This window comes from Methylolobus aquaticus (assembly GCF_054172105.1).
The window spans coordinates 150063-174947 of record NZ_JBSYXP010000002.1 but is presented as its reverse complement, the minus strand read 5'-3'; the positions used below and the strand labels follow the sequence as shown (position 1 = coordinate 174947).

Below are 24885 nucleotides of genomic sequence, written 5' to 3'. Positions count from 1 at the left end.
GGCGTTCAAGGAGATAAGCTCAGTGCGAACTTCAAGGAGCCTCTATGCCTAAGCTCAATTCGTTGGCCGCTTCCTGCCGTCTGGCACTTGCGGCATACCTCCACGACCTCGGCAAATTTGCCGAGCGTGCGCGGATTGGTGAAGCAACCGACAAAGACGCCCAGGGAAATTCCCGCGCCGACATCAATAAACAGCTTTATTGCCCGCAGTTTGCTGGTCGCTACACCCACGTCCACGCGGCGTACACAGGGATCGGCTTCGATCTGCTGGAAAACCATCTGCCGGATCTGGTCGGTGAGGACATGGCGCCTTTTGCGCCCTGGCGGGACCGCGATGCGGATGACTCGCTCGTCAACGCTGCCGCGCGACACCACAAACCGGACACCTTTCTCCAGTGGATTATTGCGACGGCCGATCGTCTGGCTTCCGGCTTCGAGCGGGAAGACTTCGAAGCCTATAACGCAGCGCCGGATGAGACGACGACCAGAAAGAATCACTACACCGCGCGACAACTCACGCTGCTTGAACAGATCCGCTTGACGGATCGGACGGAAACCTTGGGATGGCGCTACCCCTTGGCGCCACTCTCGCCAAAGTCGATCTTTCCCGTTCCGGCTGTCGAATGTGAGCGCGATGACAACAAGGCAGCCCAGAACGAATACGAAAAGCTCTGGAACGAGTTCCTTGGCGGACTCAAGTTAGTGCCACCATCGCATCGCCAGAATTTTTCACTCTGGCTGGATCATTTCGATAGCCTCTGGCTCACGTTTACGCAGGCCATTCCTTCGGCCACGGCCGGTAATGTGAAACCTGAGGTATCGCTGTACGATCATTCGAAGACCACGGCGGCGCTGGCCGTCGCACTCTGGCGCTACCATGCCGATCAGGAACACGACCGGCAGAGCGTTCGGGAGCAACTCGGGGCGCAATGGGACCGGCGCAGGGAACAGTGTGCCGAAGCCAGGAGCGCGTGGGAAGACGAGAAGTTTCTGCTGATCCAAGGCGACTTTTTCGGTATTCAGGATTTCATCTTCGCGAGCGGGGGCGAAACCCAGCGCAGGGCGGCCAAGCTGTTGCGGGGGCGCTCCTTTTACGTGTCGTTGCTGACCGAGTTGGCAGCCTTGCGTATCCTCGACGCACTGCACCTGCCCGCGACCAGTCAGGTCGTCAATGCGGCCGGAAAATTCCTCATCGTCGCGCCCAACACGCCGGCGACTCGCCTGCAATTGCAGAGTGTCCAAGCCGAGCTCGACGCCTGGTTCCTGGCTCACACCTACGGCCAGTCGGGCATCGGTCTTGCCGCACTGCCGGCGCGGTGCGCCGACTTTCGGGGCGGGAGCGGCGGTTGCAGTCCATTCCGCGAACTGATGAAACGCCTCTTCGAACAGCTTGAGGAAGTCAAACTGCGGCGCTTCGGTCTGTGTGGCGATACCGCGCCCAATCCGGTTTTCCGTGGCTTCCTCGACGCCTTCGACAACAGCAAGGGAGCCTGCGCTATCGATGGGCGATCCCCAGGCAAATTGCAACTGGAAGGAGATCGCTCCGTCTATGTTTCGGAGCTTGCCTACGACCAGATCGATACCGGCCACTGGCTGGCGACACAGCAGCGGGCGCTTATCACGCGTGAGACGCTCGATCACCGGACTCTGCGGACTCCGATCTTCGGCTTCCGGGTGAGTTTCACCGGCGACGAGGACGACACTGGGAAATTCGGTGCCGAGGCCAAAAGCGGAAACCTGATGCGGGCCTGGGATTTTTCGTTGCCGCAGTCGTTCGATGCGCCGTTGTGGAATGGCTATGCCCGTCGACAAATCAATGCCTATGTCCCGCGCTTCGGGGAACTCAACGATTACGATCGTGCTCGTTACCGCGGATTGGAGACGCCCGAGCACGCCGAGGAGATCAAGACCCTGAATCACCTCGCGCTGGACGATCGGCGAGTCGGCGAGGATGGACACGACGGGGTGGGTGCCGAGGCCCTGATGACCTTGAAGGGCGATGTGGACAACCTCGGTCTGATCTTCCAGAAGGGCCTAGAACGGCCGACCTTTGCGAAGATGGCCGCGCTGTCGCGGCAGATGAACGCCTTTTTTGCGATCTATCTGCCATGGCTGTGCGCTTACGGTGACGACGAAGGCGTCAAGCGTTACCGAAACACGTATACCGTGTTCGCGGGCGGCGACGACTTCTTCCTGATCGGGCCGTGGCATTCCACCTTAAAGCTTGCCCAGCGCATGCGAACCGACTTTGGACGTTATGTCGCTGGCAATCCGGATATTCACTTCTCGGCTGGCCTCACGATGACCAAGCCAGGAATGCCGGTCCGGCACTTGGGAGAGTTGGCCGAACAATCCCTGGACGCAGCCAAAGGGCACCCCAAGGAAAACCCGGCCAAGAACGCGGTGACCTGCTTCGGGCACACCGTGAGCTGGTCGCAGTTCGAGGAATTGATGAAGCGGGAACTTGGGCTTGCAAGGATCGCGGCCGGGTTCGCCTTATCGACTGGTTACCTCTACGGCCTGCTGCAGCTGACCGATATGGCAGCCGGTGTGAAAGAGAAGCCCGAGAATGCTCTTTGGCATGCGCATTTCGCCTACCGCACGCGCCGGCTGGCGGAAGCGCGTATTAAGGGTGGAGAAAGCCGGGAGGAGACCGAGCAGCGTCGGCGTGTCTGGCAAGTCGAGTTGGCGCATGAGATTGCCAGCCAAGGGATAGAGAAACATGGCGCGGCCTACAAGATCGCGCTGTTCGCTTATTTGTATCAGCAACGTGATTGAGGGACGGTCATGAGCCTATTCACATTTGATCTCAACAGTGCTAGTCCAAGGTGTCAATGCGATGCCTCGGAACTGAAAATAGGAGTGCCAACGGTCGATCTTTTCGATGCTACAGCGCGTCGCGTAGCCGAGGAGTTAGCTGAGCCACAGGTTTTGCTCGAGGATTGGAAGACAAAACAGTGGAGAGTGAAGCGGGAGGATAAGGCGAACAAGCCTACCCAGGTCAGAAGGTTTTACGATGAGCTTTGCATGTGGGACCAGAAGGTACGCGATCTGGATAGTTTCGGACGGCTCTTGCCATTCATAAAAATGATGAATGCCAAGGTTGCCTACGCACGTGGGAGGGATCTTGTTGACGATAAATTTGTGACATGGTTTAGCACCTGTATGGAACAGATTCGCGAGCCGAACGAAACAGGGCTTGCCGCTTTCCGAAATTTCAGAACCCATTATGAGGCGTTCCTTGGTTTTTTTAAGCAAGCCCGGCCAAACTAAAAACCCGGAGGACGAATAACCTATGAAACTCACCGCGATCAATAAACTCACCGGCACGCTCGAACTGGTCTCCGGGCTTCACATCGGCTCGGGCAATACCGAGATGCACATCGGCGGAACCGACAACCCGGTCATCAAGCACCCCCGCACGCTGGAACCCTACATTCCCGGGTCGAGCATCAAGGGCAAGATCCGCAGCCTGCTGGAATGGGAACTGGGCGTCGTCGGCATCACCGACGGCGCGCCGATGGGGTTCAAGCATCTCGCCAGGCTTGAAGCGAGCGAACAGGGCAAAGCCAAGGATCTGCTCCGGCTATTCGGCGGGGCGCCGGAGGGTGGTGGGCAGAACGAAAAGTTGGTTCAGGAAATCGGCCCGACGCGCCTTTCCTTCTGGGACTGCGCCTTGGAAAGCGAATGGGTCAATGACATGAACACCCGTAATTTGCTGCTCACCGAAACCAAGATGGAGAACATGATTGACCGCATTCGCGGCGTAGCCGAGCACCCGCGCAACACCGAACGGGTTCCTGCCGGGGCGCGCTTCGATTTCAATCTGACGATCCGCGTACACGACAACGAAAACCTGCTGCCGACCGTATGGCGCGGCTTGCGGCTGCTGGAGCTGACCGGGCTCGGCGGTTCGGGCTCGCGCGGCTACGGCAAGGTCAAGTTCACTCGGCTAACGCTAGGCGAAATGGATGTGCTAAGCGAGATCGGCAAATCGCGCTTCGACGTAGCGGCATGACCCGACACGCGGGAAGCGACTATGCACACCCTGAGATTCACTCTGATACCCCGTTCCGCCTTTGGCAGTCCGCTGCTAGGGGACACGTTGTTCGGCCAACTGTGCTGGGCGGTGCGGAACCGCTATGGCGAAAGCCGCTTGATCGACTTGCTAAAGCGCTACCAGCAGGAACCCTACGTCGTTGTTTCGGACGCGTTACCGCGAGGCCATTGGCCGCGCCCCGCGCTGCCAGCGCACTGGTTCGCCATTGCCGATGACGAGCGCAAGGCCACCAAGCGACGGGCGTGGCTACCGATCGAGTGTTTCCATGAACCGGTGGAGCACTGGCTGGCCCATAGCAAGGCGTCGGATGCTGTACCCGGCGGAACCCTCAACCCCCGTCTCCAGCCGCACAACACCCTGAACCGGGAGACTGGCACGACCGGAGAAGGCCAGTTCGCGCCGTACACGATGGAGCAACTGTGGTTCGCACAGGCGCCCGGCAAAAATTCCGATACGCGTCCAGCAGACGTCGAACTGGACGTCTATGTCGTCCTCGACGAAGCGCAGCTCAGTGCGGACGAACTGTCGACCGTCATCGACGACATCGGGGCCATCGGTTTCGGGCGTGATGCCAGCATCGGCCTGGGAAAATTCGAACGCGCGGCTGTCGACGTTGTCGAGCTGCCGTGTCAGCACGACGCCGACGCGTGGCTGACGCTGGCGCCCTGCGCGCCGCAGGGGCAAGGCCTTGACGCTCTGCGAAGCTTCTACCAGCCGTTCACGCGTTTCGGGCGTCACGGCGATATCGGCGTGCATTCCGGCAACCCCTTCAAGACCCCGGTCCTGCTGGCGCGGACGGGAGCGGTGCTGACGCCCGCCACTTTTCGCTGGGTGCCTTTCATCGGACGAGGGCTCGGTGGTGATGGTTCGTTATCGAAATCGATCCCCGGAACAGTGCAGCAGGGTTATGCACCCGTCGTGGGTATCCGCTTACCTCAGGGGGTGACTCAATGAACGTTGTCCAGACGTATCGTCTTCACATCACGCCGCTTTCGCCCGTTCATATCGGCACCGGACAGAGCTACGAGCCGACGAACTACGTCATCGAGGACGAGATCCTGTATGAATTCGATACGGGGAGCGCAATGGCTGCGCTTTTCGACAAGGACCGGCAGGATCTGCTGAAACTGTCCAGTCAGAGACCAAGCCAGGACCTTATCAAGAGCTTGCAGCGGTTTTTTTTCGAACGCCGCGATTCGTTGATGGCATTCGCCGTAAATCAGGTCCCAGTGTTGCCCGGTGTAGCGAATCTATACGGGCAAAGGATCGGGCGCGCGGCCAATTCTGAGGCGGGTGGCAAGGAAGTGCTCAATCGGCTGGAGATCGATCGCACCGCATTCGATCCTATCGCTCGCCAGCCGATCCTGTATGGCTCGTCGCTGAAGGGTGCGATACGTACTGCGTTGCTGGATAAGGTTAATTCCTGTGAGTCGCTTCGGGTGCTGCGGGACAAGCGGACAGGGAAAGACCGCAGAGAAAACAACCTTGAGTTTCAACAGCGCCTCTTTCAGTTTCGCGCAGGGAAGTTTGAACTCGACCCTATGCGCTTGGTGCAGGTCGCAGACGCCAAGTGGGATGGTGGCGCTGACCTGCCTAGTGCCCAGGTGCACCTCGCCGTCAACCGCAAGAAGTCGCCGGTGGTCGATAAGCAAGGGAAGCTGGTGAAGGCGATGGGGGAGAACCTGTATCAGATACTGGAATGCGTTTCCCCTTGGCGTTATCGGGCCTTTTGCGGTCAGCTCAACATACAGCCCGTGACCGCCTTGGGCTCGGCTGCCGGACTGCCCGACCCGACCCTGCGCTTCTCCGCAGGCGCGATAGCGGACGCCTGCAATCGCTTCTACCGGCCGCTGCTGAAAGCCGAGAACGGGATTCTTCAGGCCCGCGGCTTCGGCGATAAACAGTGGCTCGCCAGCATCGAGAAAGTACTGGCTTGCTCGGAGAAGAAAGCCAAGGGAAGCAACGCGTTTTTGTTGAGGGTCGGGCGTCATTCCGGAGCCGAAGCGGTCACGGTGAACGGTGCCCGGGAAGGAAACATCCGCATTAAGCGCGGCAAGGGGCAGCGGGATGAGTTCCGCGATGCCGCGAAGACTCTATGGTTGGCCGCGGACGAGAAGGATCAGAGCCGAAACCTCTTGCCTTTCGGCTGGGTACTCATAGAAATCGATGACCTCGCGGCACCAGCCGAGCCACTCAACGAGATTGCTAGGCTCTGCGATCCACATCTCGATGCGTCCCGTATCGTCGCGCAGCGGCTGGTACGAACGAAGGAGCGACTCGAAGCAACGCGGCAGGCGCTCGCTGCGAAGCGTGTCGAGGAGGAGACGCTCCGCTGCCAGGCGGCCGAACGGGAGGCAGAAGCTGCGCGACTCGCAGAGGAGCAGCGGAGCAGGCTCGCAGCCCTGTCCGACAACCAGCGGCGTGTCGAAGCCTTGCGGTCGGAACTCAACCCGGGCAGCCGGAATCGCGGCCCGGGTCACCAGTTGTACAATCGTCTGCGCTTGCTGATTCAGGAGGCCGGGGAGTGGCCGGAGTCGGACCGGAAAACCCTGCGAGATACCGCTGTCACCGTCTTCGACTGGCTGGGTATCAAGAAGGACGACTCGAATCGCAAGAAACTGCTTCGTAGCCTGATACCGCCGACGCCATAGCCGAAGAAGCCTGAAGTAAGGTGCGCTGCTTCCCGACGTTGGCGGGTGACCGCTCTACCGTATAAACGACAACAGATGTTCGGATGGGCGAATGAACAATGTGTCAGGCCACGTCTCCAACGAACTGACGTGCATCAGAAAAAGCAAGATCGGTGCCTTTCTGGGGCGCTCGTTTTTCTGCAAGGGTCCCTGTAACCTTATGATTGAGTCGAGGAAATGTGAGCTAGGAGTTTGAACCGAGACCTGATAAAGAAGGGATTAAGACACGGCTACGTTATTCCAAATCTTATATTCAAAGTTTGAACCGAGACCTGATAAAGAAGGGATTAAGACAGCTGGAACGAGTATGTCCCTAATAAACGCGTTCGTTTGAACCGAGACCTGATAAAGAAGGGATTAAGACCGGGCCAATGTGGTAAGTGTTCATTTTTGTTCTGTTTGAACCGAGACCTGATAAAGAAGGGATTAAGACCCCGCGCTAACCGTTCACCCTCACAAATGGCCTGTTTGAACCGAGACCTGATAAAGAAGGGATTAAGACACCGTGCCGGGCTCGGTAGATGTGGGCGCCCAGTTGTTTGAACCGAGACCTGATAAAGAAGGGATTAAGACGAGGAGCAATAGAAGGGTGTAGCTGAGAGGCTTTGGTTTGAACCGAGACCTGATAAAGAAGGGATTAAGACGTAGAGTCGGCGGGCCTTCGCCATGTCGCGGCTGTTTGAACCGAGACCTGATAAAGAAGGGATTAAGACGTATGTTTCGCCGGGGGAATCCCGGCGAAAATATGTTTGAACCGAGACCTGATAAAGAAGGGATTAAGACGCTTTCAAGGCTTCGGCCTGCTGTTCTGCCAGGTTTGAACCGAGACCTGATTGAGAAGGGGTGAACCGGGGAACAGCGCCCATCCGGTGAATGGTCGCCCCGGCGAACGAGCCGCATGGGTGGCGGGGCTGGGTCAGCGTTACAGGGATGTATGCTCGCGATGGTCGTGACAGATGGGGGCTCGACCTGCAAACCGGTTTGATGGTACGAACCGAGATCTGATCTCGCCGGCTGCCTTCCGGCCTTTGCGAGGCATGCGGCGAAACTGCTGGAGAGGCTTCGCGAACGCATGGAGCATGATGCTTGATCTGACCCCCGCGCAATTCGCGATGGTACGCGCGGTACTGTACGCACATTCGCTGCGGCGGGAGGTTAGGGCGTTCGGCTCGTGCGTGTCGGGTCTTGCGCGCCGCTATACCGATCTCGATCTGATGCTGATGGGCGAGGAGCCCGTCACAGACATCATCCGCGCTGACTTGCGTGAGGATTTCGATGAGAGTGCGTTGCCGTTCCGCGTCGATAAGGTGACCTGGAGCGAGGCGCCCGTCATGCTGCGGGCGGTGGTCGAGCCTGAGGGCGTCGTAATCCAGTTGGCGCAGGAAGCGCGAGATTAGTCGTAGCGGTCGAAAGGGCATATAAGGGTGCGAACTCGGGGTCTTGAGGAGCGGAGGCCGATTCGCAATCGCCACATGACCCCTGGACCCCGAACCCGAGGTTCGCAACGTGCGGACAGCGGAGCGAACCGGCAGCGGCGGTTCAGGCGAGCTCGCCGGCGGGGCTTCCGAGGCCGGTCGAGGGCCGGCGCAAAGGTGGAGCGACTGTCCGGGCTGCGTCATGGCACTGCGAAGGACCCAGCGCGGCGTTGATGGGGGGGAGAGTAAGGCTGCGAACCGCGGCCGACCTCATCCGGGAACCGACGTCGATTCTTTTTTTTCCACGCTCGATGGATTTTTCATCGGCGTCGATTCTTTTTGGGCCGGTCGCGGCCCAAAAAAGGTCGGCGTGCCCCCTTTTAGCGCCGACGCCGAAGCTCGGAGAATGGCGCTCGATGCTCGGAGGATCGAAGGCGACTGATGGAGCGCCGGCCCCGGAGTCCGGAGAAAGGTCGCCGATATTTTTTATGTCCCGTTCGAGTGATTTTTCATCGCCGGGGGATTCGAAAGTGTCGCCGTCGGGTTTCCGGGAACCAGTCGGGTATTTCCGAATTCCGGCTGTGAAGGTGTGAGGCGGCATCAGGCCCTTCCGGACACTGCAAAGCAAGCCGAAACGTCCGCGCTGGGCCACGAGATGACCGTGAATGGTGCATTGCGGCTCAATTGTCGGTAGGGCTGACCGCGGGGAAGCGATGTTTGACCCCTCAAGGCGCTCGAGGGCACGCTCTCGGAATGGACCGGCCCCGAGGACGATCAGGCGTACCGTGACCTATGACAGTGGGCAAGTGGTGCGCACGCCGTTTCCGGGGACGGCGCTGTGAGCAAGCACCGGCCGGCGCTCGTCATTTCGGACACGACCGCTTTCAACAGGCCGTCCGGACATCTGGTGCTGGCCATGATCACCTCGGCAAGAAAGGCCGAGCACGGCCGGAAAGGCGCTTGGCGCGGGCAGTGATAAGTCCAGCTTTCCACCGCTACGACGAAGAGTTTCTGATGCCCGAGTTTAATAATTGATCTACTGGGTAATGTAATCATGAATGCTGCAGCCTTGACGTTTCTAGACGGCCGTATTGTCATCGACCCGAACATTTGTAATGGCAAGCCGACGATTCGCGGCAAGCGCATCGCTGGTCAGACGATTCTGGAGTTTCTAGGAGCAGGGGAACGTGAAGAAGAAATGCTCCGCCGATATCCAAGTCTCGAATCCGAAGATATCAAGACCTGTATGCGTTTTGCCGCAGTCCTGATGGAACAGCGCCATACACTTTCCAAAGTCGCCTGAGATGGCGCGGTACTTGAAAGATGCCAATTTGTCCTATCGCTTTTCGCTGTGCCAGGGCAGCGCTTTCGTGCATGTCTCAGTGCCGCGCGGAACATAGCCCACGTACCGCCCGCGATAGCAGGCAGCCGGTGCAGCAGCGATACTTCGGCGAGCGCGATCAGGCGAGACTTCTCCCTGCGCTAGATACAACTGGGCTGGTGTGAACGCGGCTGGCCCACTCGCTGAGCCTTCAGTCACAGTCGCTTTGGACGAAGCATGACCACCTATTTCATCTCCCGCCATGCCGGCGCGACCGACTGGCTGCGCGACCAAGGACTGACCGTCGATGCGGTGGTCGATCACCTGGACCCGGAAACCGTTCGGGCCGATGACGTCGTGCTTGGGACGCTGCCGGTCAATCTCGCGGCGCGCATCTGCGCCCGCGGTGCGCGCTACTTGCACTTGAGTCTGGAGTTGCCGGCCCACTGGCGCGGCCGCGAACTTTCGGCCGACGACATGCGGCGCTTCGGTGCGAAGCTGGAAGAGTTCCGCGTCGAGTCCGTGGCGCCGGACGCAGGGGACGGCGAGCCGCGCAGGTGACCTCGATCCTGGTCTGCACGCTGGGCGGCAGTTGGGCCGTCATACCCGAGGTGTACGCCTTTCTTGCGCCCGAGCGGCTGCCGCTCTTTCGTGAGCATCCGCAAGGCGGCGAACTGGCCGGTCTGCGCGCGCAGTACGCTCTGAGCGCGCCGAACGAGATCTGGGTCTGCACGACGGAAGGCGACAGGACGCTAGCGGGTCTGCAAAGCCTGCTCGACTGGCATGCGGGGCTGTTTGAGCCTCCGGCTCTGCGCGTCTGGCAGGCAGCGGGTACAGATCAACTGGGCAATCAGTCCGAATGTGAACAGATGCGCGAGCTGATCGTGCGCGTGTGTCTGTTGGCTCACGATAGGGCGGGGCAAGGGGAGGTGGTCCTGTCGCTGGCCGGCGGGCGGAAAACCATGAGCGCCGATCTCCAATGGGCCGGCAGCCTGCTGGGGTGCCACGCGCTGGTGCATGTCGTGGGTTGCGAACCCATGCCGCCGGAATTGACCTGGGGTGTCACCGTCGAGCGAATGTTGGCGCCGCTACCGGCGGACTGGTGTACAAAGATCGTGCCGCTGGTCGTCGGCCGCGGCATGCGCAGCGAGCTGCTCGATGTCGCAGCGGATGGCCGCGGACCGGTCACTGCCGCTGTGTTTCCGATCGGCATGCCGGATCCCCGCGTGCCCCTGTCCTGGCCTGCTCCGGTGGATGCATGGCTTTGCCGCGAACTGCAGCAGCGCGAACGCGAGGGCAGCCAGTTGCTCGGCAATTTCCTGTCCACCTTGGCCGACACGGAACGGCACGAGAACTGGCGCAGCCTGTACCGCTTGCCGCCGCGTGTTATCGCACGACTACGTGAAACCCCTGTCGGGCCAGACCTGCGCGACTGGCTGGATGCGCTGCCGAAAGCGGATCTGCATCGCCATGTCGGCGGATGCCTGAATCTGGAGGAGCAGCGCATCGTTGGCCGGGCGATCTGGGACGAACTGACACCGGACAAGCGGGACCGGGCCACACGGGAGGTGGCGGCGTTGCTGCACTCCCCGCACTGGCCGGACGCCTGGCCGGCCCTCCTGCGTGATGGAATTGGCTCCAGGGAGCACCGCGTCGCAGCGCTGTTGGTGAAGGCGGAAGACGCACAACTGACCGACAACCTGTATGGCATCAGCGAACCGCGGGTCGCCCTCAAGGCGGCGCATCGGCTCGGGTTCGCGGCTTACGAGCGTCCCGGGGAATTGTCCGGCTCAGCGGTGCTCGGGCATCCTGCTGCGCTCGAACCCTATGCCGCGGCCGTCGTGCGCGGTGCCGTGGCGGAAGGCTTGGCCTATGCGGAACTGCGCGGCAGCCCACAGAAATACGGCGATGGTCTCGCCTTTCTGAGGGCGTTCCGCGCGGCGCTTCGCAATGCCGCCGCAAGCTTGCCGGCCGCCCGCCGGCCGCTGTTCCGCTTCACCATCATTGCTGACCGGCGCGACCGAAAGCGCATCAAGGAGGTGGTCGCGTTGGCGGTGGCCGCCAAGTCCGAACTGGGTGATTTCATCGCCGGGATCGATCTCGCGGGGGACGAGGGAACGACGCGGCCGGAGGAAATCGCGCCGGGCTTCATGCCGGCTTTCGAGGCCTGCCTGCCGGTGACGATTCATGCCGGGGAGGGTGAGAAAGCCGATGCCATCTGGCAGGCTGCCTACCATCTGCACGCCGATCGCATCGGGCACGGTCTGACATTGGGCGAGCATCCGCAGCTGGCAACCCGCTTTCGGGATCGTGGCATCTGCCTGGAATTGTGCCCGACCTCCAATCGCGAAGTGGTCGGGTTCCGTGACCCAGACGTGCCCGACAGCGCGGCATTCCCGGAATACCCGCTGGCCGCTTTATGGCGGCAGGGTTTGCCGTTGACGCTGTGCACCGACAATCCCGGCATCAGCCGCACGACGCTGACCGGCGAATACCTCGCGGCCGCGCGCATGACCCCCGACGGCCTGCGTGCCTGGGATGCGCTCGCGATGATGAAGCAGGGCTTCGTGCATGCGTTCCTGCCAAGCGATGAGAAGGAACGTTTGCTCAAACGGGCCGATGCGGCAGTTTACCGGGCCGTGCTGGATCATTTCGGGGGAATGGCGTGAGCGCGTTGAGTGCCCCGGCGGTCCCGGCAATCGAACATATGAACGGCTCCCATCGGGAGAACCCCAGATGAAGATCCAGGTTGCCATCGTGTCGGATCAGATCCTGGCGAACCTCATCCCGGCGCTGACCGAGCGCCCTGACTTGATTTACCTCGTGACCTCGCAACACATGGCGGCCCATGGCCTGGACCGACGCCTGATTCGGCTCCTGGCAGACGCGGGAATTGCCGTGGAAAACCGGTGCGATGCGCCAGACTCTGGCCTTGCGGACATTCATCAATTCGCCTATGCGCTGGCCGAGGCCATCGATCGTTTGCACCCGGACGCTGCCGTGACGCTGAACGCCACAGGTGGGAATAAGCTGATGATGCTGGGTTTCGTCGACGCCTTCCGCGATATCGGCGCGCGCATCATCTATACGGATACGGCCCGCCGCCGCATTGAGTGTCTAGAGCCGGGCGCGACAGCAGCCAAACCGGCATCGCTGCCGCTGCCGCTGCCGGACTTGCTCGATGTCCCGCATTATCTTGTCGCGCAGGGGTTTCGCGTTTCACGGTCAGTGTCCGACGATCCGGCCTGGCGCGAACGGGCTGCAGCCCGCAAGGCAGCCTGCAAGTACCTGGGGCAACAGGCGGCATCCCTCGATGATTTCATTGGCGTCTTGAACGGCCTAGCCCATCAGGCGTTGGGCGAGACAGGGTGCCTTGTCGCGCCGCGCCAGAGACTGGTCAGGGTGCCGTGGGGAAATTGGGCCGAGGCATTGGCGCAGTTGGTCCGGGCGCAGCTGCTTGATTGGCGGGACGGTTCCACCGATATCGACTTCATTGATGAAGAGAAGACACGTTTCCTGAACGGGGGTTGGCTGGAGGAGTTTGCATGGCACGCGCTGCGCGATAACGGTGCCTTTGATGCGCGCCTCGGCGTCAACGGGACCTGGGAAGGCGGGATTGCCAGCAAGAACGAGTTCGACGTGCTGGCCACGCAGCAGAATCGACTGCTCTTCGTCGAGTGCAAGACGCTCCGTCACCGGGAGGAAAACGACAACGACCTCGCGTACAAAGTGGATAGCCTTGGTCGTGATGCCCGTGGGCTGTTCGGGGCCACTTGGCTGGTGACGGCCCGTGAGCCGAGCGGAGTGCTGCTGGAGCGGGCCAGACAGGCCCGAATTCGCGTTTTCGGTCCGCGCGAGTTGCCCGGTCTGCGCGATCACGTGAGGCAGTGGCTGAAGCCTGATGGCGCGTGAGCCTCTACCAACCGGGAATGATCACTCCGCCTCCTGGCATCGCGCTTCGTCGCGCGGCGTGATTGCGGTGGTGCGGTTTCACGATTCTGGTTAATGCCATGATCCGTAACCGCTTTCGGCTGTTTTTGGGCGCTGCCTTGATGGGGGTCTTGTCGAACGCCAGCGGGACACAGCCCGCCCCGATGCCTCTCGACAAGCAGGGCGCCTGTCCCTCCGGCTACTATCCTAGCGGCCGCTTCTGCGTGCCTGGCGCACAAGCGCGCTACGGCATGCCAAAGCTTGGAGCCTGTCCCCCGGGTTATTATGCCAGCGGCAACTATTGTGTGGCCTCTGTCCGCGGGCGTCTTGCGGTGCCCAAGCAGGGTGCATGCCCGCCCCGCTATTTCTCCAGCGGGGCCTAGTGCGTGCAAAGTCGTTCGGACGGCGCGCCCGGCTTGCCATAGTAGCGTTTCACGTCCCCCTCGCGGGAGCAGTCCGGGAGGCCGAGACACGCCGTGAATCCGTCCCTGGAGGCTAGTCTGCCGGTTCCGTCCCGCAGACGGTCTTGCCCTCCCGGCCCGCTCCCACTACGCAACAAGGCAGCAGGGTGAATAGTCACCTTGCCGTAGACCCTCGATCACGCTGATCCGGCCTTCGCTGCGCCCCGCTCGCGCGGGCCGCAAGCTTGCGGGAGCGCTGAGACGGCGCGGTTGGCGCTACGCTGCTGCCCATGTCGAATCGTCCTCTCTACATCGCCGCCTACGACGTCAGCGACGACAAGCGCTTGCGCAAGGCGCTGTACGTGCTGCGCAACTATGCCACGGGCGGGCAGAAGTCGGTCTTCGAGTGCTTTCTGACGAAGGCCGAGAAGCGGGCCTTACTGTTTGAGATCAAGCAGGTTCTCGATCCGGTCGAAGATCGCTTTCTGCTGTTGCGGCTCGATCCCCGTAGCGGCGTCGGGACGCTCGGCGTTGCCGTGCCACCGGTCGACCCCGACTTCTTCTACATCGGATAAGCCCATGGGTACCTTGTATATCGATCGGAAGGATCTGGAGATCCGCGCGGAAGGCCAGCACCTCGCGTTGTACGAGAACGGGGAGCGCCGTTCCACCCTGCCCTTGAATCTGGTCGAGCGGGTCGTGATCCGCGGCAGTGCCGTGCTGTCGACCGGGGTGCTGACGCTGCTGGCAGACGAAGGGATCGGGCTGTGCGTGCTGACCGGCCGGCATAGCCGGCAGGCCGCGATGCTGCTCGGCAAGCCGCACGGGGATGTCGACCGGCGTATAGCCCAGTACCGCTGGCATCACGACCCGGACGAACGCTTGCGCCTGGCGCGGACCTTGGTGCTGGCCAAGCTGCGCGCCTCGCTGCGTTTGCTGGAGCGGGCGGAACGGCGCCGCCCGGATGCTCCGCTGCCGTTGCACAAGGGCGGGGAGACGCTGCGGGGCCTTGTGGCGACCTTGATCGATCGTTCGGCCGATGCGCTCCCGCTCACACTGACCCGGCTCAACGGTCTGGAGGGGGCGGGCGCAGCCGCCCATTTCGCGGCCTACGCCGCGCTGTTCCCGGACTCGCTGGGCTTTACCGCCCGCAATCGGCGCCCGCCGCGCGATCCCGTCAATGCCGCGCTGTCGCTGGCGTACACCCTGCTGCATTTCGATGCGGTCGCGGCGGCGCACACGGCCGGTCTGGACCCGATGATCGGCTTCTACCATGAGCCGGCCCACAACCGGGCCTCGCTGGCCTCGGACCTGATCGAGCCCCTGCGACCGAAAGTCGACGAGTGGGTGTGGCGTTTGTTCGCCGACCGCGACTTGCGGGGGGACCATTTTGCGACCGATGCCGGCGGATGCCTGATGACCAAGACCGGACGCGCGATCTTCTATCCGGCGTGGGAGATACAGGCGCGGCCCTTTCGGCGTCTGTTGCGGGTGTACGCCAACGCGCTGGCGCGGCGGCTCGTGCAGGCTGAGCCATGAAGCCGCTGTATCTCTACGGCACGCAACTCTCGGTGCGGCTCGACGGCCCGGCGCTGCGGGTGAGCCAGCCCAATTGTTCCGATCGCTGGTTTCCGCTGCGCGTTCTGTCGCGGGTGCTGGCCGACGAACAGACCGACTGGAGCCTCGAAGCGCTGCTGGCCTGCGCGCGCGCCGGGATCTGTGTGACCTTCCAGGACGGCGATGCTCGCGTCGTGGCGCGGATGTGCGGGCAGCCGTCGGAACGCCAGGAACTGGCGCAGCGACTGTCCGATTTGCTGGTGCGCCCGGACTGGCCAGCCTTGTATGCGAATTGGCGCGCCGGCATGGACCGGATGGCCGCGCGGAGCATCGCCCATCGCGCGTGTCTGCCGGAATATCGCAGCGTGTCGGCGCCGGAAATGCGACAGTTGCTCGACAAGGCGGCGCACGATCTGCTGGCCGCGCCGGCCTGGCAGGTCCTGGGGCGCGAACTGTTCTGCCAACTGTTGCCCTTCGCCGCCGATGGCCTGCACCGGCGTGGCGTCGATCTCGACACCGTGACGATGCCCAATTTCAACCTGGCTCGCGACTTCGCCGAGGTTCTCTTTTGGGATTTCCAATTGGCGCGGTTGTACTGGGTGCAGAGCCAGGTCGAGTGGCACGCGGTCTGTGCGCTACCCACCCGGGCGGAAGCCGTGGCCCTGTTCGAACGGCGCCGCGAGCGCTGCGAGTTCCTGCGCGAAAGCCTCATCAACCGCTTCCACCGCTGGTTGGTGGCCTTACAGACGTGAGTTCGTCAGCACCCCGGATGACGCTGGTCTGTTACGACATCCGGGATCCCCGGCGTCTGATCCGCGTCCACCGTTTTCTGCGCAATCAGGGATTTCCGGTTCAGTATTCGGTGTTCACAGTCCCCTTGACACCCCGCCGTCTCAAATGGCTGCTGGCGGAACTGACCGAGTTGATCGACTCACGTGTCGACGATGTCCGCGCCTACCCCTTGCCTACCGACCCGGAACGCATTACCTACGGACGGCAGCAATACCCGGATGATGTGCTGCTGATCGCTCTTGGTGGCGATCTGTTACGTCCCGGCGACCAGCCGGGACGCCGCCGTTCCAGGCGGCCGCGCCGCCGCGGCGACGACGATTGACCGCGCCCGGCCTTTGGGACACCATCATGGCAGAGCGGAAATCCACCGCTCCAGCCCCAAGCAAAATCGGTGCCTTTTCGATGTTGCATTTTTTCTGCAAGGGTGCTTGTAACTGCATATTCCGTATAGGAAAAAATGATGGAGGAGTTTGAACCGAGACCTGATTAAGAAGGGATTAAGACAATGGGTTGCGTGTGATCATGGTAGGTCTCCGGCGTTTGAACCGAGACCTGATTAAGAAGGGATTAAGACCAATTTCATGATCATAGTTAGCTTCCGCTTACGTTTGAACCGAGACCTGATTAAGAAGGGATTAAGACTTTGATAGCCTGACACCTTGCGGCGCTCCGTGAGTTTGAACCGAGACCTGATTAAGAAGGGATTAAGACTTCAGCACGCGACCCACATAAACGAGTATCGTGGGTTTGAACCGAGACCTGATTAAGAAGGGATTAAGACACCTGCTTGGTGGTGAGGTTGTGGGACTTGAGGAGTTTGAACCGAGACCTGATTAAGAAGGGATTAAGACCAGTCCCAAGTGTCACGGTTGGGACCAATCCCGGGTTTGAACCGAGACCTGATTAAGAAGGGATTAAGACCCGGTGCCGTTGAACACCATGCAGTCTTTTATCCGTTTGAACCGAGACCTGATTAAGAAGGGATTAAGACGCGGATCACAACCGGGTTCGGTGCGGAGCATGCGGTTTGAACCGAGACCTGATTAAGAAGGGATTAAGACACCCCAAAAATAGCGTCCTGAATCCTCCCAGACGGTTTGAACCGAGACCTGATTAAGAAGGGATTAAGACCCGTAGACTTGTACCTGATGCCCGTTGTGGTCAAAGTTTGAACCGAGACCTGATTAAGAAGGGATTAAGACTCCTCTGCCGGTTCGTATAGGCGCAGTTCCAGCGTTTGAACCGAGACCTGATTAAGAAGGGATTAAGACGGCGTTTTCAGAAGTCATATTCGCCCGTGCGCCATGTTTGAACCGAGACCTGATTAAGAAGGGATTAAGACCAAGGTCCACTACTTTGGCCAGCGTCGCCGGATTGTTTGAACCGAGACCTGATTAAGAAGGGATTAAGACAATGACGTTTTACCCGTACCGCGGTGCCCCGCAAGGTTTGAACCGAGACCTGATTAAGAAGGGATTAAGACCTGCTTTGGCGGTCGCATTGATACTTTCCCGGCGGTTTGAACCGAGACCTGATTAAGAAGGGATTAAGACGTGCGGCTTGTGCGGCTTGTCTTACGGCATCGTCGGTTTGAACCGAGACCTGATTAAGAAGGGATTAAGATCGGGCAAACTGGCTTGGATCAATTCCTAGTAATTGTTTGAACCGAGACCTGATTAAGAAGGGATTAAGACGATGAATTGGCCAAGGACCACGTCCTTGGTGTAAGTTCGAACCGAGACCTGATTAAGAAGGGATTAAGACCGCCAATACCAACAAAGCCAGCACGTTTTTCATGTTTGAACCGAGACCTGATTAAGAAGGGATTAAGACAGGCCCTTATGAGGCACGCAAGTAAGCGTTTCTGTTTGAACCGAGACCTGATTAATAAGGGATTAAGACGGTGGAGGCGTAGCGATCGGAGAGAACGCATTTAGTTTGAACCGAGACCTGATTAAGAAGGGATTAAGACGCTTTTACTGCGGCATAGTTAACAAGGAATTCAGTTTGAACCGAGACCTGATTAAGAAGGGATTAAGACCCCACGTCACGCGGGCAGCTTGACCATCTGTGTAGTTTGAACCGAGACCTGATTAAGAAGGGATTAAGACCGCTGATTTCAGCGCGGAGTGTTTCGACCAAGCGGGTTTGAACCGAGACCTGATTAAGAAGGGATTAAGACTATGCCGCCCGGTGGTAGCGTGCGTCGTTATCCGCGTTTGAACCGAGACCTGATATAAGCAGGGGTGGGTCGGGGGGCTAGGAACCGTCTGCGGTAGTGCCGCTCGCCCAGATCTGACTGGGGGCGGACGTAACTCCCGTCCCGACCGCAACCCTCAGTTTTTGGCTGGTCTGGGTTGGCGGGTTTGTCGCCCAGGCACGAGATCTTCTGCTAACTTTCTCCACAAGTATCCCAGCCGGGGTTCCCCGGACCCGTTGCGTGGTTGGAACCCAACTAGACGAGTGAACGGCGTTCAGGCGCCTTGTGTCCGGCCCAATCATCAGCCGCTTGTTCGCTGGCCCATCGCAAAGGGGCGGCGAAAGCCCCCGTCAGAAGGCCCCGTCTCAGGCCGCCTTCACCGACGAGCGACGACCCGTCGCCGCGGACGAATGGGCCGGCCAGGCCCTTATGAGGAGCCCAGAGTCAATGATGGGAATGACCGTCACGATGCCTGCCCCAGGAGTGCGGGGGCGTCGGATGCCCTTCAAATAGCCTTACCCTATCAGGAGATCACGATGGACGCATTCACAATGATCCCGACGGCAAATTCGCTGCGTAATGCAATAACGGTCGGCCTAGCTCTATCCGGCACCATTTTTTGGGCTCCGCCAGTAACCGCTGATCCGCCGCCTATCGTCTACTCCGTTGCCCACAGTTTCTCGCAAGCCGATGGCGCCTACCCCAGCGCGACGGGGCTGCTCGCCCAGGGACGTGATGGCAATGTGTATGGAACCACTCCGGACGGCGGCCAACATGGCTGCGGGACAGCCTTCCGGCTAAGCCCGAATCGAGCCGTTTTCAAGAAGATTTACGACTTTCCGCCGAAGCTCTGCCATCCCCAGGGGGGCCTGACCTTAGGCGCCGACGGTTTGTTGTATGGAACCAGTCAGGGCACAGGGAAGGGTCAGGCAGCAATCTTCAAGCTGTCGTCGACCGGCAAGCCGCACACGTTGCGGTTGCTGTCACCGGCTGAGGGCGCGAAGCCGGAGAGCCCTCCCATCCAAGGAGCCAATGGCCTATTTTACGGGGTAATGTCGTCGGGTGGCTCGAGTAACGACGGTACCTTGTATCAGATAGGACCCAAGGGTGGCAGCTTCAAGGTTCTGCACAACTTCCAGCCTACCGATGGGACCCATCCGATGGGACCGCTGGCGATCGGCCTGGATGGCCAGCTGTACGGCACGGCGACCTTCGGCGGGCCAACGACCGAAGGACCGAACCCGTACGGCACCTTCTTCCGTTTCGACCCGAAGAATGGACTGACGGTTTTGCATACCTTCCAGTTGTTTGATCACGAGCATCCCAAAAATGAAAGCGCGAAGCCCAACGGTCCGCTGACCCGAGATTATCAAGGGGCATTCTGGGGCACCACGTACGGCTACGATACGAGTGGGGGTCCTGGGCTTGATTACGGCTCTGCCTTCTATGTCAAGCTCACGCCGCCGGTATCCGTCCAGATACGAGTCTTCGACGACCTGACGACCATGAACCCAACGGCTGGTTTGACATTAGTCCCAGCGTTAGAAGGCTTTGTGGGTGCCGGTAGTCAACAAGCCGCTCACGCAGGTTCGCTCTACTTGTTTCATCTCTCGAATGACTTTCCATATGCCAACATCGAATATTTACTTGGTTTCGGTAAGCCAGCCGAAGGTGCGACGCCACAATCGACACTCCTGCTGCACACCAATGGGAACGTGTTCGGCACGACCGTGCACGGCGGCAGTACGGCGACCGCCACGCAACCGTCGGGCTACGGCGTCATCTACAAACTGACGCCGGTTTCACCGGCTCCACAAGCGACGGTCTTCGCGGTGCCGCAGGCCGGTAGCGTGGGCCAAACGATCGGGTTGCTCGGGCAAGGATTTACCGACGCCACCGGCAAGTCACTGGTCACCGACGTGGCCTTCGGGCCGGTGCATGCGGACCCATCAAGCATCCAGGCATTAGCCAACACCTTCCTCACGGTGACCGTCCCCACCGGCAGCGTGACCGGCAATATCGTGGTCACTCTGTCCGGCGGGACAGCAGTGCAAACGGCGCTCCCGTTCCCAGTGGTATCCCGTTGAGGTCAGATAACCGGAGCACACTACCTCCGCTTCCGGAACCCTTTCGCGGGTGAGCCGCACATGACCGGTTTGGGCGCCGCGCCCTTTACCGGAGGCGGGGGGCGCGGGAAGCGCTCCTCGTCTTCGCAGCGCTTTGTCGCTTGCAAAAACGTCCCGCCATCGTGGCCCTATTCACCCGCCATCCCGATTTCCGATACGCACTGGGATGGCGTTACTGTGTTTCCGAGCAGTAAGGTTTGCGCTCAAGCTCGACACAGAGGCCCGCGGGATTTGACCCGAGACTGGATGCCCGCTTTGGCGGGAACGCTGATCTCGATGGTTGCGGAAATAAACGGCTAAAGGTTGTGCGAATGACCAGCCGAAGGTTCTGGAAATGACGGGTGCGAAGACTTGGTTCGATTGACTTCGAACAGAGACCTTATCATGGAGGCGTTCAGGGGCAATTCATGAATTGCCCCTGTGGTGGAAGAAGCCGCGCAGCAGCAGGAAACAAGACTTCCGCAAAACGGTGCAGTGACCAAATATGAGCTTCCAACCCATCGATCTCGCCAACCCCGACTTCCTCACCGACCCATATCCGACCTATGCGCGGCTTCGGGATATGGGGCCGCTGGTGCCGCTGGCGGCAGGGGTCTGGCTGGTCACGCGCTATGGGGTGGCCGATGCCGTCTTGCGCAATCCAGGGCTGGGCCGCGATTTCGCCGCCAGTGCGGTACGTCGTTATGGGCCGCCCATTATGGACGAGCCGGCGTTCCGCATGGTCGGGCGCTTCCTGCTGCTGATGAACCCGCCCGAGCATACCCGGTTGCGGACGCTTCTGAGCAAGGCCTTCGGCGTCAAACAGGCCGCGGAACTGCGGCGTCTGGCGACGACCGAAGCGGAGCGCTTGCTGGAAGGCTTGAGCGGGCGGGGGACGGCGGACCTCGTCAGCGCCTTTAACTACCCGTTCCCGATCGCCGTGATCTGCGCGCTGATGAATCTCGGCCAGACGGATCGGCCGCTGTTCGAACGCGAGACGCAGGCGCTCGTCAAGGTGCTGGAGATAACGCCCCTGAACCCCCCGGAACTTGCCGCGGCGAACCGCGCGGCCGAGCTGTTCGAGGACTATTTTGGCCTCCTGCTCGCGGAACGACGTCGGGCGCCGGGCTCGGATCTGATCTCGCTGCTGCTGCGGGCCGAGGAAGGGACCGATCGTCTCAGCGAGGACGAAATCATCGCCAACATCACCTTGCTGTTCCTGGCCGGTCATGAGACCACGGCCAACATGCTCGGGAATGCCTTGTGGAGTCTGTTTCGCCATCCGGCCGAGCTGGCGGCGGTGCGGACTGACCCGCAACTGCTCGCCGCTGCGGTCGAGGAAAGCCTGCGTTACGAATCCTCCGTCCACATCGCGGCGCGCACGGCGTTCCGGGACCTGTCGGTCGAGGAAATCGCTGTGCCGGCCGGCGGGCTCATCTACGTGAACCTTGGGGCCGCGAACCGCGATGAGGCGGTTTATGCCGAGCCCGATCGCTTCCGTCTCGGTCGGCCATCTACCGAGCCGAAGGCACTGGCTTTTGGCGGAGGCATCCACTACTGCCTCGGTGCCCGGCTCGCGCGCATCGAGCTGGAATCCGGATTGGCGACGATCCTGCGCGGCTTGCCGGGCTTGCGTCCCGAGAATCCGGATGGCCTGCGCTGGAAGCCGACACTGACCATCCGGGGGCTGGAGGCCCTGCCAGTAAGCTGGTAGCCCAGGTCTGCTGCGCTACCGCATCCGACAGTGCCCGATTGCCAAGCGTCAAGCGCATTCGGCCATGTCCAGTCAAGCGTCTGGCGACCCTCCTTCTCCGTAACTCTGGGTATCGACCATGGCCTATGCCCACCGCTAAACTGCCGCGAGTCCCGAGTCTGACCGGGTGCAGAAGGCGTGTCGTTCGGCTGCAGGTGAGAGCGTGAGATCGGGTCGCTGGAGGTGCGATGTCATCGGCGCAGGGGGTGCCGCCGGTGTCTCGCAGCGAGTCAATAGCCGTTGTTGTGGAGTCAAGCCGGCATCGCCGCGCGGCGTAAGACTCCCGGGGGGAACAGCGTGGAGATCTTCGAAGAGCTCAACCTGATCGGCGAGGCGCCCGCGTTTCGCGAGGCATTGTCGTTGATCGCTCGGTATGCCGATTGTCCGGCGACCGTCCTTATTTCCGGCGAGACGGGCACCGGCAAGGAACTCGCGGCACGCGCGATTCATTATTTGGGTCCCCGGCGCAACCGCCCCTTCATTCCGATCAACTGCGGCGCCTTGCCGGATTCGCTGGTCGAAAACGAGCTGTTCGGGCATTCGAAGGGGGCCTTCACCGACGGCCGCGAGAGCACCCGCGGATTGGTCGGCGATGCCGAGGGGGGGACGCTGTTCCTGGATGAAGTCGAGGCGCTGTCGCCCAAGGCGCAAGTGTCGCTGCTGCGCTTCCTGCAAGACGGCTTCTTTCGGCCGTTGGGCGCACGCCAGCCCATCAAGGCCGACGTGCGGGTCATTGCGGCAACCAATCTCGAACTGGGTGAAATCGTGGCGGCGGGCGAATTCCGCAGCGACCTGATGTATCGACTGCAGGTGGCCACCGTGCGCATGCCGACCCTGCGTGAGCGGCGCGAGGACATCCCGCGGCTGGCCGCCCACTTCCTGCAACGCTTTTCCCGGCAATACGGTGCCGGCGCCAAGATGCTCGCCGAGGCCTCCGTGCCACGTTTGACGACCTATGGATGGCCCGGCAATGTACGTGAGCTGGAGAACGTCATGCACCGCAGCTTTATCCTCAGCGATACCCATCTGGTGCGGGTACAGCCTGAGTTCGGGTCGAGCCCATCCACTGGCAGTACGCTCGAGGCGGCCTGCAGCGTCTGTTACGACCTTGGCTTTCGGCGGGCGAAGGAGCGCGTCATCGAGGAATTCGAGCGGAGTTTCGTCCGCTGGGCCCTGTCGGAGAGTCGCGGCAACGTATCGGAGGCAGCCCGGCGCTGCGACAAGGAGCGCCGCACCTTCGGCCGGCTGATCAAGAAATACGGGATAGACCGGCTGGAGTATCTGTAGGCCGGGGGCCCCCGGCGATCAAGCTCCCGCCACCGTTAACGGATCAGGGTGACGGTGGTCTGGGCCTCAGCGACGCGGAAAACCGCTCGAGACGGGCGAGATCCGCGCGCCGTTGATCGAGTTCCCGGCGCATGTCGATAGCCAGTGCGTCGATGCGGGCGCTTTCCCGCGCGTTCGCCCCGACAGGATCGGCCTCTTCGCGCAGCCGACGAGCCCACATTGCTCGTTGTTCTTCAAGGAACTCGCAATACGCAACCATGCGCTCGACCCGCTTCCGCAATTCCGGCAGGCGGAAAGCCAGCCACCGGGTGACCTCCAGGCGCACCTGATTCTGCAAGGACTTCAACTTGACGACGTAGGCTGGTTCGGTCGCATAGCCGGAGGAATGCAGCGCATCGACAAATCCTTCGAACGACTTTCCATTCTTTAGGGCGTTCCAAACGCCGGTACGGTGCTCTTTGAGCAACTCCAGGTGATGCGCCGTGGATCGCGCCGGACTGTCGTAGCCGAAGGTGGGGCTGGATGCAGTGACCCACTGGCCGTCGATGAACTCCTTTTGTGGGAGGTTGTAGATGGAAATGCCGGGGCGCTCCTGCCCCGGTACGACGGTCTTTTTATGGGTGACAGGATCTGTCGTAACGCGAGCGTGCTCGTTGAACAGGCGATTGTGATGTTTCGACGGCAGGTAGTAGTTGACCGATTTGTCCTTGTTGACCGAGAGCGGCGATTGTTCGCCGTATGACTGGATAAGGAGCCACAAGGCATGATCCGGAGGCAACTCGCCGTTCTGCTCGACCGCTTCCAGCACGCCGGGTACCACTTCATCGAAGTAATCGGTGTACAACGGAGGTTGCAGGGCCGCCGCCTGCGCTGCGGTGACGGGTTTTGCAGGACCGCCGCTGCCGGCTGGCTGGCACTGTGATACGCCGCGGGGTGCGGCCGAAACCTGTGGTCGCTCCCCACGTTGCCACCGTTCGCTCTCGCGGTCCGCTTCGAACTCAAGGTTCTCCAGGTCGGTGTCACTCGCAAAGGGTACATCACCCTTCTGTTGTAGCACGTGTGTCAGTTCGTGCAAAAGCAGGTGCCGGCCGGCCTCGGTATCCAGTTCGCCGGCGCCCTGCCGAAAGTAGATATCCTGCCCGGAGGTCAGTGCCACGGCATCGTGCTTTCGGGTTCGCTCGTCCGCCGGGCCGTCTGCGTGCAGCCGAACCTGCGACAGGTCGACACCGCTCGCCTCCTCCAGGGCCTGCTGCACAGTCTCCGGCAAGGGGAGGTGGGAGCCGCGCAGGTAACGCGGCTGTCCAGCCGGGACTCGTTCCGGCTTGGCGGATGAGGAGTTGCTCTCACTGGAGGAACGAGAGCGTATGAATCGCAT

18 protein-coding genes and 2 CRISPR repeat arrays are annotated in these 24885 nt (G+C 61.0%); of the genes, 17 read left to right on the top strand and 1 reads right to left on the bottom strand.

Translation table 11 applies throughout. From position 1 onward, the window contains the following. The first annotated feature begins 44 nt into the window (after nt 1–44). From cas10 to ACW73L_RS03425, 17 genes are all read left to right on the top strand, one after another. Nucleotides 45–2777: a type III-A CRISPR-associated protein Cas10/Csm1 gene (gene cas10, locus ACW73L_RS03505; protein ID WP_498920026.1), complete on the top strand. Its 2733-nt coding sequence runs from the start codon at nt 45–47 to the stop codon at nt 2775–2777. A 9-nt stretch (nt 2778–2786) separates the two neighbouring features. After that, complete coding sequence (csm2, locus tag ACW73L_RS03500; protein WP_498920024.1) at nt 2787–3272, top strand: type III-A CRISPR-associated protein Csm2; 486 nt, start codon at nt 2787–2789, stop codon at nt 3270–3272. 22 nt (nt 3273–3294) lie between these two features. Then, nucleotides 3295–4017, top strand: coding sequence for a type III-A CRISPR-associated RAMP protein Csm3 (gene csm3 / locus ACW73L_RS03495; RefSeq protein WP_498920023.1), 723 nt, complete (start codon nt 3295–3297; stop codon nt 4015–4017). Nucleotides 4018–4038: 21 nt separating this feature from the next. Further along, nucleotides 4039–5013: a type III-A CRISPR-associated RAMP protein Csm4 gene (gene csm4, locus ACW73L_RS03490; protein WP_498920021.1), complete on the top strand. Its 975-nt coding sequence runs from the start codon at nt 4039–4041 to the stop codon at nt 5011–5013. Then, the gene (csm5, locus tag ACW73L_RS03485; RefSeq protein ID WP_498920020.1) at nt 5010–6710 is read left to right on the top strand and encodes a type III-A CRISPR-associated RAMP protein Csm5; all 1701 of its coding nucleotides are present in this window, start codon (nt 5010–5012) and stop codon (nt 6708–6710) included. The genes csm4 and csm5 overlap by 4 nt, the downstream gene beginning before the upstream one ends. A gap of 229 nt (nt 6711–6939) precedes the next feature. Then, nucleotides 6940–7600: direct repeats of the CRISPR family, unit length 36 nt; unit sequence GTTTGAACCGAGACCTGATAAAGAAGGGATTAAGAC. A 231-nt stretch (nt 7601–7831) separates the two neighbouring features. Then, entirely contained in the window at nt 7832–8146 is a 315-nt protein-coding gene (locus tag ACW73L_RS03480) for a nucleotidyltransferase family protein (protein ID WP_498920018.1), read from the top strand. Nucleotides 8147–9218: 1072 nt separating this feature from the next. Then, nucleotides 9219–9467: a DUF433 domain-containing protein gene (locus ACW73L_RS03475; RefSeq protein ID WP_498920017.1), complete on the top strand. Its 249-nt coding sequence runs from the start codon at nt 9219–9221 to the stop codon at nt 9465–9467. Between the two features lie 255 nt (nt 9468–9722). Further along, the gene (gene csx16, locus ACW73L_RS03470) at nt 9723–10046 is read left to right on the top strand and encodes a CRISPR-associated protein Csx16 (RefSeq protein ID WP_498920016.1); all 324 of its coding nucleotides are present in this window, start codon (nt 9723–9725) and stop codon (nt 10044–10046) included. Next, the gene (locus ACW73L_RS03465; protein WP_498920015.1) at nt 10043–12154 is read left to right on the top strand and encodes a CRISPR-associated ring nuclease; all 2112 of its coding nucleotides are present in this window, start codon (nt 10043–10045) and stop codon (nt 12152–12154) included. The genes csx16 and ACW73L_RS03465 overlap by 4 nt, the downstream gene beginning before the upstream one ends. Before the next feature lie 67 nt (nt 12155–12221). Next, a complete protein-coding gene (locus ACW73L_RS03460; protein WP_498920014.1) occupies nt 12222–13397 on the top strand; it encodes a Card1-like endonuclease domain-containing protein in 1176 nt (391 codons plus the stop codon). A gap of 709 nt (nt 13398–14106) precedes the next feature. Next, nucleotides 14107–14391 (top strand): CRISPR-associated endonuclease Cas2, encoded by a 285-nt coding sequence (cas2, locus tag ACW73L_RS03455; protein ID WP_498920013.1) that lies wholly within the window; start codon nt 14107–14109, stop codon nt 14389–14391. Between the two features lie 4 nt (nt 14392–14395). Next, on the top strand, nt 14396–15355 hold the full coding sequence (gene cas1, locus ACW73L_RS03450; RefSeq protein ID WP_498920011.1) for a CRISPR-associated endonuclease Cas1: 960 nt from the start codon (nt 14396–14398) through the stop codon (nt 15353–15355). Next, the gene (locus ACW73L_RS03445) at nt 15352–16125 is read left to right on the top strand and encodes a hypothetical protein (protein ID WP_498920010.1); all 774 of its coding nucleotides are present in this window, start codon (nt 15352–15354) and stop codon (nt 16123–16125) included. The genes cas1 and ACW73L_RS03445 overlap by 4 nt, the downstream gene beginning before the upstream one ends. Before the next feature lie 17 nt (nt 16126–16142). Then, nucleotides 16143–16487: a CRISPR-associated endonuclease Cas2 gene (cas2, locus tag ACW73L_RS03440; protein ID WP_498920009.1), complete on the top strand. Its 345-nt coding sequence runs from the start codon at nt 16143–16145 to the stop codon at nt 16485–16487. Nucleotides 16488–16633: 146 nt separating this feature from the next. After that, nucleotides 16634–18347: a CRISPR direct-repeat array (repeat unit 36 nt; unit sequence GTTTGAACCGAGACCTGATTAAGAAGGGATTAAGAC). 554 nt (nt 18348–18901) lie between these two features. Further along, nucleotides 18902–20452 carry a choice-of-anchor tandem repeat GloVer-containing protein gene (locus tag ACW73L_RS03435; RefSeq protein ID WP_498920007.1) on the top strand — a complete coding sequence of 517 codons (1551 nt, stop codon included), beginning with the start codon at nt 18902–18904 and terminating at the stop codon, nt 20450–20452. Between the two features lie 523 nt (nt 20453–20975). Beyond that, the gene (locus tag ACW73L_RS03430) at nt 20976–22184 is read left to right on the top strand and encodes a cytochrome P450 (RefSeq protein ID WP_498920006.1); all 1209 of its coding nucleotides are present in this window, start codon (nt 20976–20978) and stop codon (nt 22182–22184) included. 279 nt (nt 22185–22463) lie between these two features. Next, entirely contained in the window at nt 22464–23510 is a 1047-nt protein-coding gene (locus ACW73L_RS03425; protein ID WP_498920004.1) for a sigma-54 interaction domain-containing protein, read from the top strand. 43 nt (nt 23511–23553) lie between these two features. Here the strand turns inward: ACW73L_RS03425 and ACW73L_RS03420 are convergent, their stop codons facing one another. Then, a complete protein-coding gene (locus tag ACW73L_RS03420) occupies nt 23554–24885 on the bottom strand; it encodes an eCIS core domain-containing protein (protein ID WP_498920003.1) in 1332 nt (443 codons plus the stop codon).